The following is a 12484-nucleotide window of genomic DNA, read 5'->3' as shown; positions in this document are numbered from 1 at the left end:
CGCTCACTTCCCTGGGGACGAGGTCGGGGCCGTGGGCTCCTCCGGCCGGATCCCCGCGAAGAGGTCCGTCTCGGGCAGGGAGGTCTCCACGCGGGCCTCCGCGAGGGTGTAGTCCTCCCAGGGCCAGATCTCCGCCTGGGTCTCGGCGGAGACCGCGAAGAACATGCCCCGCGGGTCCACCTGCGTCCGGTGGCTGCTCAACGCCCGGTCCCGCGCGGGGAACTGGTCCGCGCACTGCACCCGGGTGGTGGTCTCGTGGCGCGGCACGGGCGGGCGGTGGCCCTCCGGGTCGGACTCCTGCATGGCCGCGATCCGCTCCGCGTACGGGGACGTCATGCCCCGCTCCTCCAGGCCCTCGTGCAGAGCCAGGAAACGCTCCGGGTTGAACGCCCGGTCGTAGTAGAGCTTGAGCGGTGCCCAGGGCGCGCCCGTTCCCGGGTACGCCTCCGGATCACCCGCCCTGCGGTACGCCTCCATGGCCACGTTGTGTGCCTGGATGTGGTCCGGGTGCGGGTAGCCCCCGTTCTCGTCGTAGGCCAGGATCACGTGCGGTCGGAACTCGCGCACGAGCTGGACCACCGGAGCAGCCGCGCGCTCCAGCGGTTGCAGGGCGAAGCAGCCCCACGGCAGGGGCGGGAGGGGATCGCCCTCGGGCAGGCCGGAGTCCGTGAACCCGATCCACCGGTGCTCCACACCCAGCGCCTCGACAGCGGCCGCCATCTCGTGGCGGCGCAGACCGGGCAGGTCCCGCTCCGCCCAGACGTCACCCTCCATCTCGGCGTTGAGGATCGAACCCCGTTCACCACCGGTGCACGTGGCCACCATGACCCGGGTGCCGAGGCGCGCGTAGTGCGCCATGGTCGCGGCACCCTTGCTGGACTCGTCGTCCGGGTGCGCGTGGATGGCCAACAATCGAAGCTGCGAATGGTCCGTCACCGAACGGATGCCTCCCAAGACGTCGTCGCGAAATCTACAACCCCCGGTATCCTACGCCGCCCGTCCCCCTCCCGGCCCACTGTCCCGCACCCCCGGGCCGTCCACAGGGCGCACCCGTGCGGGCTGGGTACAGTTGGGGCATGAGTTCCGCGACCTCCCACCCCGCAGCAGACGACCCCGCGGGCTCGGGGGCCCCCGAGGTCCTCGTGCGGCGCTACGGAGCGGGTCACCACACCGTCACGCGCACCCCGCGGCAGGGCCCCTCCCAGCGCGGCTGGCTCCTGATTGCCGCGGGGGCCACCCTGGCGGCAGCCCTGTTCGTGGTGTGGATCGTGTGGGGGGACTCCCAGAAACCGGTGTTCAAGGACGTCAGCTTCCACATCTCCAGCTCCGGGCAGGCCTACGCGGACTTCGACCTCACCAAGGACCCGGACCAGACCGTCACGTGCGCGGTCCAGGCGCTGAACCAGGAGCACGCCGTGGTGGGGTGGAACGAGATAACGATCGGCCGCGTGGCGGAGGCGGAGCTCAGAGGCCGCACGAGCACCCACCGCGTGCCGGTGCGCACCACCAACCTGGCCACCACCGCAGGAGTGGACTCCTGCTGGAGCACCAGCGAGTGACGCTCCGGGTGCCGCACGTCACTTTGGGCAGGAGCGCGCCGGTCCTCTAGACTTCTGCCGAGATCAGATCCCCGACCCGGAAGCGCTGGGCCACACGGCTCGCACCGGGGCGGGGTTTTTCACACGTGTCCACCAGGGCGGTGGACACCAGAGAACGGAGGCACTGTGCCTACTCAAGAGGGAGCCTGGCTCACCCAGGAAGCGTACGACCGGCTCAAGAAGGAGCTCGACCACCTCGCCGGCCCCTACCGCCAGGAGATCGTGGACCGGATCGAGCAGGCCCGTTCCGAGGGCGACCTCAAGGAGAACGGCGGCTACCACGCGGCACGCGAGGAGCAGGGCAAGAACGAGGGCCGCATCCAGCAGCTCACCCAGCTGCTCGAGAACGCCCAGGTGGGCGAGGCCCCCGCGGACGACGGCGTCATCGAGGCCGGGATGGTCGTCACCGCCGAGATCGCGGGTGACGAGATGACGTTCCTCATGGGTTCGCGGGAGGTCGCCGAGGACCTCACCGGCGGCGAGGACCTCGAGGTCTTCTCCGAGCGCTCCCCCATGGGTGCCGCGATCAACGGCCACAAGGTGGGTGAGACCGTGTCCTACACGGCTCCCAACGGCAAGGACATCACCGTGAAACTCCTCAAGGCCAAGCCCTTCAGCCGCTGAGCGCACACCCCGCCGGCAGCACGCGGCACCGACCACGTCACCGGCAGCACCGAGGCCACCCCGCACGGCGGGGTGGCCTCGGCCGTTCCGGCACGGGCGTGCGGAGCCGGTTGGCCGCGGGGTTCCGTAAGCTCGGGGGAAACACCCCGCCCCGTTGAGGAGACAACCGTGGTCACCCACTGGAACCGCACCCCCGGCCGATGGACCGTTCCCCTGCTCGTGCTCACCACCCTGCTCGCCGTTGCGGCCGTCGTGGTGCACGTTCTGGGGCAGGGCAACCCCTCCCTGAACGCCACGGGTGGACTGCGGAACATTCTGTGGGTCGCCACATTCGTCGCGGGTTTCGTCACGTACCTCTCCGCACGCGGCGGACGACGCCGCTGAGGCCCGCCCGCGCCCCGGGTCGGCGTCCTCGGGCTCGGTGGGCGCGGGTCAGTGCACCACCACGGGGTGGTAGCCGTGCGACTCCAGGGCCGCGAGCACCTGGTCGCAGTGCGACTGGCCCTTGGTCTCCATGTCGATGGTGATGGAGACGTCCCCCATGGACAGCGACCCTCCGATCCGCGTGTGGTCGACTCCCGTGACGTTGGCGTCCAGGTCCGCGATGAGCTGCGAGATCTGCGCGAGTTCGCCCGGCCGGTCGGTGAGCATCATCTTGATGGTCATGTAGCGCCCCGCTGCCGAGAGACCCCGTTGGATGACCTTGAGCATGAGCATGGGGTCGATGTTCCCGCCTGAGAGCAGCACCACGGTGGTCCCCAGGTCCGGGTGGGTCTGCCGCAGCCTGCCTTCCAGGATCGCGGCGACGCCCACGGCACCCGCGGGTTCCACCACCATCTTGTTGCGCTCGAGCATGAAGATCAGAGCCTGGGCGAGGGAGTCCTCCGAGACGGTGACGACGTCGTCCGCGAGCTCCCGGATGATGCTGAACGGCAGCTGGCCGGGGCGGCCCACGGCAATGCCGTCCGCAATGGTGGAGACCTTGGACAGGGTGACGATCGCATCCCCTGCCAGGGACGGCGGGTAGGCTGCGGCGTTCTCGGCCTGCACCCCGATCACGCGGATGTCCCTGCCCTGTTCCCGGGCCTTCTCCTTGAGCGCCACGGACACCCCGGCGAGCAGGCCACCGCCGCCCACCCCCGCGATCACGGTGTCCACGGTGGGCAGCTGCTCGAGGATCTCCAGACCGATGGTCCCCTGCCCCGCGATGATGTCCCGGTGGTCGAAGGGGTGCACGAACACCGCGCCGGTCTCGTCGGAGAAGCGCTGCGCCTCGGCCAGGGCCTCGTCCACGCTCGAGCCGTGCAGCACCACCTCGGCGCCGTGGTCCTGGGTGGCGGCGATCTTCGGCAGCGCCGCGCCCCGCGGCATGTAGATCCGCGCGGTGATCCCGAGCCTGGCCGCCGCGAGCGCCACACCCTGGGCGTGGTTGCCGGCCGACGCCGCCACCACGCCCCGGCGCTTCTCGTCCTCCGAGAGCTGGGACATGCGCACGTAGGCGCCGCGGGCCTTGAAGGATCCCGCGCGCTGCAGGTTCTCGCACTTGAGGTAGACCTCGGAGCCGAGCGCTCGGGACAGCGCGCGGGAGTGGGCGAGCGGGGTCCGTTCGATGACGCCGTCCAGGAGGCGTGCGGCGCGGCGGACGTCGTCCACCGAGACGGACAGTGCAGTGTGGGCCACAAGAACTTCTTTCGTCGGCGCCGATCGAGGCGGCTCGCCCTGCGGGGGCACGGCCCGGCGGGGTCGCTGCCGGCGGTGCTGCGGGAACACGGAACGCGACGTCCCGGGTGGGGACGCCGCGTTCCATGCTATTACGGGACCGGTCCTGCGCTAGCGCTGGGTGTTACCGGTGTCCAGGTCCTCGGCCTCGGTGGAGGCGTTGTGCCCGGTCTCCTTCTTGTGCTTCTCCTCGCGCTTGCGCTCGGCGTCCTCACGCTCCTGGTGGCGCTTGCCACGGAAGCGCTGCAGCTGGGCCATGACCTCCTCGGAGGTGAGGTTCTTCTTCTTCGCGGCCTTCTTGATCTCCCACGGGTAGAGGAAGGGCTCCCACGCGATCCGGTCGTCGTGCTCCCACGAGCGGGCCGCGAGGTAGCGCACGATCGTGTTGCCGAACGCCATCACGGGCACCGCGAACAGCGCACCCACGATGCCGAAGAGCATGCTGCCGGTGGCCACCGCGAGCAGCACGGCCACGGGGTGCAGGGACACGGCCTTGCCCATGATGAGCGGCTGCAGGATGTTGGACTCGATCTGCTGCACCAGGAGCACCACGCCGAGCATGGCCAGCGCGATCATGGGGCTCACGGCCACCAGCGCGACCAGCACCGCCACGGCACCGGTGACCACGGCACCCACGATGGGGATGAACGAGGCCAGGAACACGAGCACGCCGATGGGCAGCGCCAGGGGCACCCCCAGCAGGAACGCTCCGAGCCCGATGCCCATGGCGTCCACGAAGGCCACGAAGACCTGGATGCGCACGTACTGCGCGAGCGAGATCCAGCCGCGGCGCCCGGCACCGTTCACCGCGGGACGCGCCCGCCGCGGGAACAGCTTGACCAGGAACAGCCAGATGTTCTCGCCGTCGAACAGGAAGAACAGCAGGACGAACAGCATGAGGATGGTGCCCGTGACGATGTTCCCGGCAGTGGAGCCGAACGTCATGGCACCGGACAGGATGGCGTTGGAGTTCTCCTGCAGGGTGTTGCCGAGGTCCGAGAACCACTGGCTCATGGAGTCGGTGGTCAGCTTGAGGGGGCTGTCCTCGAGCATGCCCAGCAGCTTCTGGAAGCCGGCCACGGCCTTGTCGGACAACTGGGCGAAGCCCATCACGATCTGCTGGCCGGAGAGCACGAGCAGGCCCAGGACCACGAGGATCAGGGCGAGCTCCACCGTGATGGCCGCGAGCGCGGACGGGAAGCGCTTGGAGCGCAACCACCTCACTGCCGGTGACAACGGGCCCGCGATCAGCGCGGCCAGGAGCACGGGGATCAGCACGGTGGTCACGTGGCCGAGCAGCCACCAGACCACGCCGACCCCGGCGATGATGAGCAGAACCCGCCAGGACCATGCGGCCGCGATCCGCACGGGTGCGGTGACCATGTCCCGGGAGTGGTCGGCGGAAGACGTAGGCGAAGGGGAGACGTCTGGGGCGCGGTGCGGCGGTGAGCCCGCGGCGGTCGTCTGAACACTGGAAGACATGTCTCTTATCATCGCATCCTTGACCGCGTGCCCGTGACCGTGCCCGGGCCCGCGGAGGTGACAAGATGGCTGTCATGTCCACCACACTGCTGCGAGTCCTGGCCCAGCGACGCCCCGCGAGCGTGCTGACCCAGGAGAGCCCGCGCCGCGAGGACCTCGAACGGGTTCTGCGCGCCACCGCGGGCGCCAAGTACGACGACCGCCCCACGGGATGGCGCGTGGCCGTGACCAGCCGCCGGTCGGCGTCCGTGCTGGCCGCGGCCATGGCGGGACTCACCTCGGTCCCCAACCTCTCCGGGCCCGTGCCGCGGCTCAAGGGCAAGAAGATCCGGGTGCTGGCGGCGTACCGCGGAAGCCTGCAGTGGGCGTCGCGCGGCGGTGTTGCGCTGGCCCTGATCTTCCGCCACCATCCCGAGCTTCCCGAGTCCAAGAAGGACCAGCGGGGTCAGGTCTTCGCCGCCCGCGGCGTGCTGGAGGCCGCCCTGTACGCGCAGGGGTGGGCCACCATGTGGTCCCAGCGCGAGCCCTACGACCGGGACCTGATCCGGGGGTTCTACGGCCTCGACGAGCACGAGGAGATCCTCGGCTGGCTGTTCGTGGGCCGCGCGGCGAGCAACAGCGTCCCGGCGCGGGCCATCAACCTCCCACCCCGGGACCTGGACATCAGCTACATCTGAGCCCGGCGGCGTCGGCGGCCCGGAACGACGCAGCGGCGCCGCGGTGCCGGTGAGCACCGTGACGCCGCTGCGGGCCGGCTCGCGGGTGAGACCGCGAGCGGGTTCGCTCAGTCGCTCATGGAGCGAATGATGGAGAGCAGCCGCAGGATCTCCACGTAGGTCCAGATCAGCGTGACGGTCAGACCGAAGGCCGCGGTCCAGGCCGCCTTGCGCGGGATGCCGCGCTTGACGCCGTCCGTGATGTTCTCGAAGTCCAGCACGAAGCTGTAGACCGCGAGCAGGATGGCCACCGCGCCCACGATCAGGCCCAGCGGGATCCCCGCCACCGAGACCTCGGTGCGCATGTCGAAGCCGCCGATCAGGCTCGTGCCCAGGTTCACCAGGGCGAAGATCGCGTAGGCCATCATGGCCACCATGAAGAACTTGGTCACGCGCGGAGTGGCCCGCAGGACACCCGTCTTGTAGAGCACCAGCACGGACACGAAGACGGCGAGCGTGCCGATGACCGCCTGCACCACGACACCCGGGTACATGGACTCGAAGATCCCGGAAACCCCACCCAGGAACAGGCCCTCGGCCAGGGCGTACAGGATGATGAGCGCGGGGCTCGGCTCACGCTTGAAGGAGTTGACCAGGCCCAGCACCAGGCCCACCAGAGCACCCGGGAAGGCCAGGACGGGCAAGAACCACCCGGCGGCCGCGGCGACGACCACGCAGCCGAGGACGAGGGAGGTGCGCACCACGACGTCGTCGTAGCTCATCCGGCCCGTCTGGGCGGGGCCGGCTGCCGGGGCGCTGTACATGCGCTCCAGCTGCTCAGGAGAATACCGCGGGTCCTGGTAGGAGCCCGGTGCGGTGGTGGCGTTCTTCTTGCCGAAGTCATTGAGGAGGGGGTTTCCGCCGGCCAATGTGACGTCCTTTCGAGGGCGTTAGTCGAGCTGTGCCACCAGGCTAGCAGTGGCGCTCCTGGGGGTGGCCGGTATTTCCGCCGGGCGAACAGGTTCCCCGGATCCTGCCAGCCGCACGGGACGGCTCCGCGGCCGCGCCCCGCCGGGGTCACCCGCGACGGGGCGCGGCCGGCGCGTGCGCGGGTGAGGACGCCCAGCGCCCCCCCGTGCCCGACGACGTGGTGCCCCCAGTGGGATTCGAACCCACACTGAGCGGATTTTAAGTCCGCTGCCTCTGCCGGTTGGGCTATGGGGGCGGGCCTGCGCCCCGGCGCCGCCCCGAGGACGAGCGGGGCGGGTGCCCGGACGACGACGGTGGGGCCGCTCGCGAGCGGCCCCACCGTCGTGCGCTGCGAGGTGCTACAGGCTGGCCTTCTCCGCCGGCAGCTTCTCCCCCGCGGCCTTGCGGAACGCGCGGCGCGGGTTGTGCAGGTGGCGCAGCGCGGTGGTGTCCCGGCCGAAGAGCATGTTGATGCCCCACTCGGTGAACACGCGGACCTTGCGCTCCACGGTGGGGATCGCGTAGCCGTGGTACAGCCGGTGCATGGTCCACGCCGGGAGTCCGCCGAGGTCCACGCCGCGGATGGTGGCCGCGCCCTTGTAGAGGCCGAGGCCCGCCACGGAGCCGAGGTTCTCGTGGTAGTAGTCCTCCAGCGGCTCGCCCTGGTGGGCGGCCATGATGTTCTTGGCCATGGTGGCGGCCTGGCGCACGGCGTGCTGGGCGTTCGGGACGCAGAACCCGCCGGGGCCGGAACCCGTGAGGTCCGGGACGGCCGCGATGTCGCCGGCGGCCCAGGCGCCCTCGAGGGGCCCGTCGTCGCCGGTCACGCGCAGGTCCGCGCCCACGCGGACACGGCCGCGCTCGTCGACCGGGAGGTCGCTGTTCTTCACGAAGCCCGAGGCCTGGACACCGGCGCACCAGATCAGGGTGTCGGTCGCCATCTCACCGGCCGGGGACTTGTCGCCCATGTTGATGAGCTTGACCACGTCGCCGTCCACCTCGGAGATGGAGGTGTTCAGCAGCACCTCGATGCCGCGGGCGCGCATCTCGGCGACGACCTTCTCCGCGCGGTCCTTGGAGACCTCGGGCATGATCCGGCCCATGGCCTCCACGAGCACGAAGCGCAGGTCCGAGACGCGCAGGCGGTCGTTGCGCTCCACGGCGGAGCGGGCCATGTCCTCGAGCTCGGCGATGGACTCGGAGCCGGCGTAGCCGCCACCCACCACGATGAAGGTCAGCGCCTTGCGCTTCTCCTCCTCGCTGTCGGTGAGGGACGCGACCTCGATGCGCTCGAGCACCCAGTTGCGCACGGAGACGGCCTCTTCGATGGTCTTCATGCCGATGGCCTTCTCCGCGAGCCCCGGGATGGGGAACGTGCGGGTGGTGGAGCCGCCGGCGATCACGATCTCGTCGTAGGGCAGCTCGAACTCCGGCCCCTCGTCGATGCCGCGGATGGTGACCTTGTGGTTGGCGTGGTCGATGTGCTCCACGCGGCCGTTGACCAGCTCGCTGTCACGCAGGTGGTGGCGGTGCGAGATCACGGCGGAGCGGGCGTCGATGTTGCCCGCCGCCACCTCCGGCAGGAACGGGAGGTAGGTCATGTACGGGTTGGGATCCACCACCGTGACCACGCCGCCGGACTCCTTGATGCGGGTCTGCAGCTTCTGGGCGAGAGTGAAACCAACGTAACCGCCACCCACGATGAGAAGGCGCGGACGGTCCTTAGCAAGTTGATTGAAAGCCATGACCCGAAGTTTACCCACGGCGCAGGGCTTTTGGTGACGGAGTGTCCGCGCGCGCGACTGCGCCCACCGTGAAATCAGCGGGAGAGCCTGCGGATGTGGAGCACGGCGGCCACGGTGAGCCCTGCGACCACCACCCCGAAGGACGCCAGGACCACCACGGGCAGCGCCCCGGTCTCGTTCAGCGGCGCCTGGGCCACGGGCGGGGTGGCCTCCTGGGTGACCTGCTCCGTGTCCCCCTTGGCCGTGGTGGCCGCGGCACTGGCCGAGGGCGAGGCGCTCTGCGGCCGGTTCTGCTGGATCCAGTGCCGGATGCTGCCCAGCGGGTTCTCCTCCGCGGTCTCCACGTCCGCGGTGACGGCCGCCGCCACGTCCAGCACCCCGTACCCGTACAGCGGGTCCTTGCCCTTGTCCCCGGCGTCGTGGACGGTCTTCACGATGCGCTGCGCCACCTGCCCCGCGGTGAGGTCCGGGTGCTCCTGCTTGACGAGCGCCGCCGTTCCCGAGACCAGGGGCACGGTGGCGGAGGTTCCGGACCACTCGGCGTACCCGTTGCCGGGCATGGCCCCCACCATGTCCTCGCTGGGACCGGCCACCGCGATGGAGATCCCCTGCGAGGAGGAGTCCCAGCTGGCCCTCCCCGAACGGTCCACTCCCCCCACGGTCAGCACGCCGGGGATGGTCGCGGGCGCACCCACCTGGTTCAGCCCCGAGCCGCGGTTGCCCGCCGCGGCCACGACCAGCACGTTCTTCTCCTCCGCGTACGCGAACGCCGAGTCCCAGGACTGGGGCCACGCCGTGGAGTCCGAGCCCACGGACATGTTGATCACGTCCGCACCGTGGTCCACGGCCCAGCGCACGGCCTGCGGGATCTGCTCGTCCACGCTCTTCACCCCCGGGTCCTGCACGCCCAGCCCGAGCGAGACAGGGAGGATCTCGGCGTCCGGGGCAACACCCAGGATGCCCTGCCGGCGACCGGGCCCGCTCTCGTTCGCGGCACCGTGCCCGCGGCCCGCGGCGAGAGAGGACACCAGGGTGCCGTGCTCGGGCTCGGAGCCGAGGCCCTTCCGGCCGTCCGCCTGTCCCACGCCGGAGACATCCGTGCCGGGCTGCACGGCGGCCTTCAGGTCCTGGTGGGAACCGTCCACACCGGTGTCGATCACGGCGATCTTCACGCCCTTGCCGGTCGCCGTCTTCCACGCGTCCCGCACGCCGTAGTCGTCCAGCCAGTACTCACGCTGCTGGATGTCCCCGCCCTCGACGGAGGGCTTGCCGCCCCCGGGAGGAGGCGCCACGGGGGTCTGCACGGGGATCGACGGCGCGGGCCTCGGCACCGCGGGCTCCTGCGCGAACGACGACGCCGCCGCGGCTCCCGCGAGCAGCAGCCCTGCCGCCGTGCCCGAGATCAGGGCGCGCGCCCTCGTCCGTCCGGTCATGTCCCTCAACCCTTCCGTACCGTCCGTGCCTGCTCGTCCCCGCGCCGTCGCGTGGTGCCTAGGACACCAGGGACAGTGCGATGCCGTCCAGGATGTCGTGCTCGCTCGCGGTGACCGTGGTGACCCCGCCGCGGGTGGCCTGGACCACGCGCTCGACCACGCGGCGCCACACCAGGGCACCGGCCCCGATCACGTCCACCCGGCCCTCGTGCATGAATCCCAGGGCGGCACGCTCCTCGCGGGTCATCCCGGTCAGCTCCCGGCACGCCCGGGAGACGGTCTCGACGTCCAGCACCGAGCCGTTGATGCGCTCGGGGTCGTATGCGGTGAGCCCCATGGCCATGGCGGCCACGGTGGTCACGGTGCCGGCCACGCCCACCAGCCGGGTGGTCTCCGCGAGGGGCACGGAGCGGGCGACCACGTCCATGGCCTGGTCCACGTCCCGCAGCACGCGCTCCTGCTGCTCCGCGGTGGGCGGGTTGGAGCCCAGGTGGCGCTCGGTCATGCGCACGCACCCCACGTCCACGCTCCTGGCCGCGAGCACCTCGCGCGGGGTGCCGAGCACGCACTCCGTGGATCCGCCACCCACGTCCACCACGAGGACCCGGTCCGCGGGGTCCAGCTCCGCGGCGGCGTTGAGGGCACCGCGGAAGGACAGCGCGGCCTCCTCGTCGCCGCTGACCACCTCCGGCGTGACACCCAGCCGGGCGCGGATCCCGGACACGAAGACGTCGCGGTTGCCCGCGTCGCGCGTGGCCGAGGTGGCCACGAACCGCACGCGGTCCGCGCCGTGCTCGGCAATCAGTGCCGCGTACTCGTCCACGGCGGCGAAGGTGCGCTCCAGGGCGGCCTCGGCGAGCCAGCCGGTGGCGTCCACACCCTGGCCCAGGCGCACGATGCGCATCTCGCGCACCACGTCGCGCAGAACGGTGTGCCCGCGCTCGTCCGTGACGGCGTCCGCGACGAGCAGACGGATGGAGTTGGTACCGCAGTCGATGGCAGCTGTGCGCATGGCAGGGGAGGTCCTCGGGTCGAAGGTGCCGGTCACGGGGCCCGGCGCGGGGAGGTGCGGGCGGCGTCGTCCGCACCCGGGGCCGTGGCGGGGTGGTGCGTCAGTCCGCCACGCGCCACGCGGGATCGCACGCGCAGCGCTCGGGCGTCCAGGTGTCGGCGATGAGCTCGAGCGTCTCGTCCCCGAGCGGGTTCACACCGGGCCCGGAGGCCAGGCTGTGCCCCACGAGCACGTGCAGGCACTTCACGCGCGTGGGCATCCCGCCCGCGGAGATGCCGTCGATCTCCGGGACCTCGCCCGTGCCCGCGACCTCGCCGATGCGACGCCGCTGGGCCAGGTAGTCCTCGTGGGCGGCGGTGTAGCGGCGGGCCAGCTCGGCGTCCTCGGCCACGCGCTCCGTCATGGCGTACATGGCGCCCTCGGCCTCGAGCCGGGAGACGGCCGCCGTGACCACGGGGTGCGTGAGGTAGAAGACCGTGGGGAACGGGGTGCCGTTGCCGAGCCGCGGCGCGGTGGCCACCACCAGGGGGTTGCCGCACGTGCAGCGCGCGGCGATCTCCACCACGTCCCGCGCGGTGCGGCCCAGCTGGTGGCCCACCACGGTGAGGTCCTGGGGTGTCACGGTGGGGTCGTGCGGGGCGGCTGGGCTCACTGGTCGCTGCTCTCTCGGTTGTCGGGTTCCAGGGTGATGTCCTCCTGGGGGTAGGCGGAGTCCACCACGGACTGCCACAGCCCGTCCGCCCAGGCGGGTTTGCCGGCCTCCACCTGCTCGGCGGAGGACTCCACGGCCTGGTGGCGGTCCTTCTGCGCTCCCAGGACCACGTACGGGTTCTCCCCCGGCTTCACGTAGGACATGCGCTCCCGGGCCTGCTGCTCCACGTAGGAGTCGTCGCCCCAGAGCTCCTCCTCGCGCTTGAGCTGCTGCTGGAGCTCCTGCTCGTGGGCGATGCTCGCCTGCAGCTCGGAGATCTGCGAGCGCTGGTCGATGAAGATCTTGGCGGTGGGCGCGGCCAGGAAGACGATGATGGTGACCACCACGACGAGTGCCACGAGCCTGCCGTTGAAGGAGTGCGCCGGGGTGGGCGCCGCGAGGGTGGACGAGCCGCCGCTCCGCGCGTCCGGCGCCTGCTCCCTCGGGGGCCGCGCGGTGACCTCCGGCGCGCCGCTGCTCGCGGGGCGCGGGCCGCGCCGGGGAATCCGGGGGCGGGGACCGACCATGCGTACCTCCCGGGTGACGTGGTGGGGG

The 12484-nt window shown here is 71.2% G+C and carries 13 protein-coding genes and 1 tRNA gene; 4 read left to right on the top strand and 10 right to left on the bottom strand.

Features of this window, described 5'->3' with window-relative positions:
- Positions 1 to 3: 3 nt before the first annotated feature.
- Positions 4 to 936, bottom strand: coding sequence for a mycothiol conjugate amidase Mca (mca, locus tag EAE32_RS08770; RefSeq protein WP_121864901.1), 933 nt, complete (start codon positions 934 to 936; stop codon positions 4 to 6).
- A gap of 140 nt (positions 937 to 1076) precedes the next feature.
- On the opposite strand from mca, the gene EAE32_RS08765 reads away from it, so the two are divergent.
- From EAE32_RS08765 to EAE32_RS08755, 3 genes are all read left to right on the top strand, one after another.
- Complete coding sequence (locus tag EAE32_RS08765; RefSeq protein WP_121864900.1) at positions 1077 to 1559, top strand: DUF4307 domain-containing protein; 483 nt, start codon at positions 1077 to 1079, stop codon at positions 1557 to 1559.
- Between the two features lie 165 nt (positions 1560 to 1724).
- On the top strand, positions 1725 to 2222 hold the full coding sequence (gene greA, locus EAE32_RS08760; RefSeq protein ID WP_121864899.1) for a transcription elongation factor GreA: 498 nt from the start codon (positions 1725 to 1727) through the stop codon (positions 2220 to 2222).
- 168 nt (positions 2223 to 2390) lie between these two features.
- Complete coding sequence (locus EAE32_RS08755) at positions 2391 to 2606, top strand: hypothetical protein (RefSeq protein ID WP_121864898.1); 216 nt, start codon at positions 2391 to 2393, stop codon at positions 2604 to 2606.
- A 48-nt stretch (positions 2607 to 2654) separates the two neighbouring features.
- Here EAE32_RS08755 and ilvA read toward each other — a convergent pair whose 3' ends face one another.
- Together ilvA and EAE32_RS08745 are read right to left on the bottom strand one after the other, a co-directional pair.
- Positions 2655 to 3902 carry a threonine ammonia-lyase gene (gene ilvA, locus EAE32_RS08750; RefSeq protein WP_121846417.1) on the bottom strand — a complete coding sequence of 416 codons (1248 nt, stop codon included), beginning with the start codon at positions 3900 to 3902 and terminating at the stop codon, positions 2655 to 2657.
- 150 nt (positions 3903 to 4052) lie between these two features.
- Positions 4053 to 5423, bottom strand: coding sequence for an AI-2E family transporter (locus tag EAE32_RS08745; RefSeq protein ID WP_121864897.1), 1371 nt, complete (start codon positions 5421 to 5423; stop codon positions 4053 to 4055).
- Positions 5424 to 5497: 74 nt separating this feature from the next.
- Here EAE32_RS08745 and EAE32_RS08740 point away from each other — a divergent pair, with 74 nt between their 5' ends.
- Entirely contained in the window at positions 5498 to 6100 is a 603-nt protein-coding gene (locus tag EAE32_RS08740) for a nitroreductase family protein (protein WP_121865033.1), read from the top strand.
- 107 nt (positions 6101 to 6207) lie between these two features.
- Here the strand turns inward: EAE32_RS08740 and EAE32_RS08735 are convergent, their stop codons facing one another.
- The 7 genes from EAE32_RS08735 to EAE32_RS08705 all read right to left on the bottom strand — a co-directional run bounded on the left by EAE32_RS08735 (position 6208) and on the right by EAE32_RS08705 (position 12456).
- Positions 6208 to 7008 carry a Bax inhibitor-1/YccA family protein gene (locus EAE32_RS08735; RefSeq protein ID WP_121864896.1) on the bottom strand — a complete coding sequence of 267 codons (801 nt, stop codon included), beginning with the start codon at positions 7006 to 7008 and terminating at the stop codon, positions 6208 to 6210.
- 219 nt (positions 7009 to 7227) lie between these two features.
- A tRNA-Leu gene (locus EAE32_RS08730) sits at positions 7228 to 7304 on the bottom strand.
- A gap of 103 nt (positions 7305 to 7407) precedes the next feature.
- Positions 7408 to 8793, bottom strand: a complete 1386-nt coding sequence (locus EAE32_RS08725; protein WP_121864895.1) for an NAD(P)/FAD-dependent oxidoreductase — start codon at positions 8791 to 8793, stop codon at positions 7408 to 7410.
- 74 nt (positions 8794 to 8867) lie between these two features.
- Complete coding sequence (locus tag EAE32_RS08720) at positions 8868 to 10226, bottom strand: S8 family serine peptidase (RefSeq protein ID WP_121864894.1); 1359 nt, start codon at positions 10224 to 10226, stop codon at positions 8868 to 8870.
- 58 nt (positions 10227 to 10284) lie between these two features.
- Entirely contained in the window at positions 10285 to 11238 is a 954-nt protein-coding gene (locus tag EAE32_RS08715) for a Ppx/GppA phosphatase family protein (protein WP_121846423.1), read from the bottom strand.
- A 100-nt stretch (positions 11239 to 11338) separates the two neighbouring features.
- Positions 11339 to 11890 carry a DUF501 domain-containing protein gene (locus EAE32_RS08710; protein ID WP_121864893.1) on the bottom strand — a complete coding sequence of 184 codons (552 nt, stop codon included), beginning with the start codon at positions 11888 to 11890 and terminating at the stop codon, positions 11339 to 11341.
- Positions 11887 to 12456, bottom strand: coding sequence for an FtsB family cell division protein (locus EAE32_RS08705; protein ID WP_121864892.1), 570 nt, complete (start codon positions 12454 to 12456; stop codon positions 11887 to 11889). The genes EAE32_RS08710 and EAE32_RS08705 overlap by 4 nt, the downstream gene beginning before the upstream one ends.
- Positions 12457 to 12484: the final 28 nt, after the last annotated feature.

The sequence above is a fragment of the Kocuria tytonicola genome, assembly GCF_003687175.1.
In the GTDB taxonomy this organism is placed as follows: Bacteria; Actinomycetota; Actinomycetes; order Actinomycetales; family Micrococcaceae; genus Kocuria; species Kocuria tytonicola.
The sequence above is the reverse complement of the archived record's forward strand: the minus strand, read 5'-3'. Positions and strand labels throughout refer to the sequence as shown.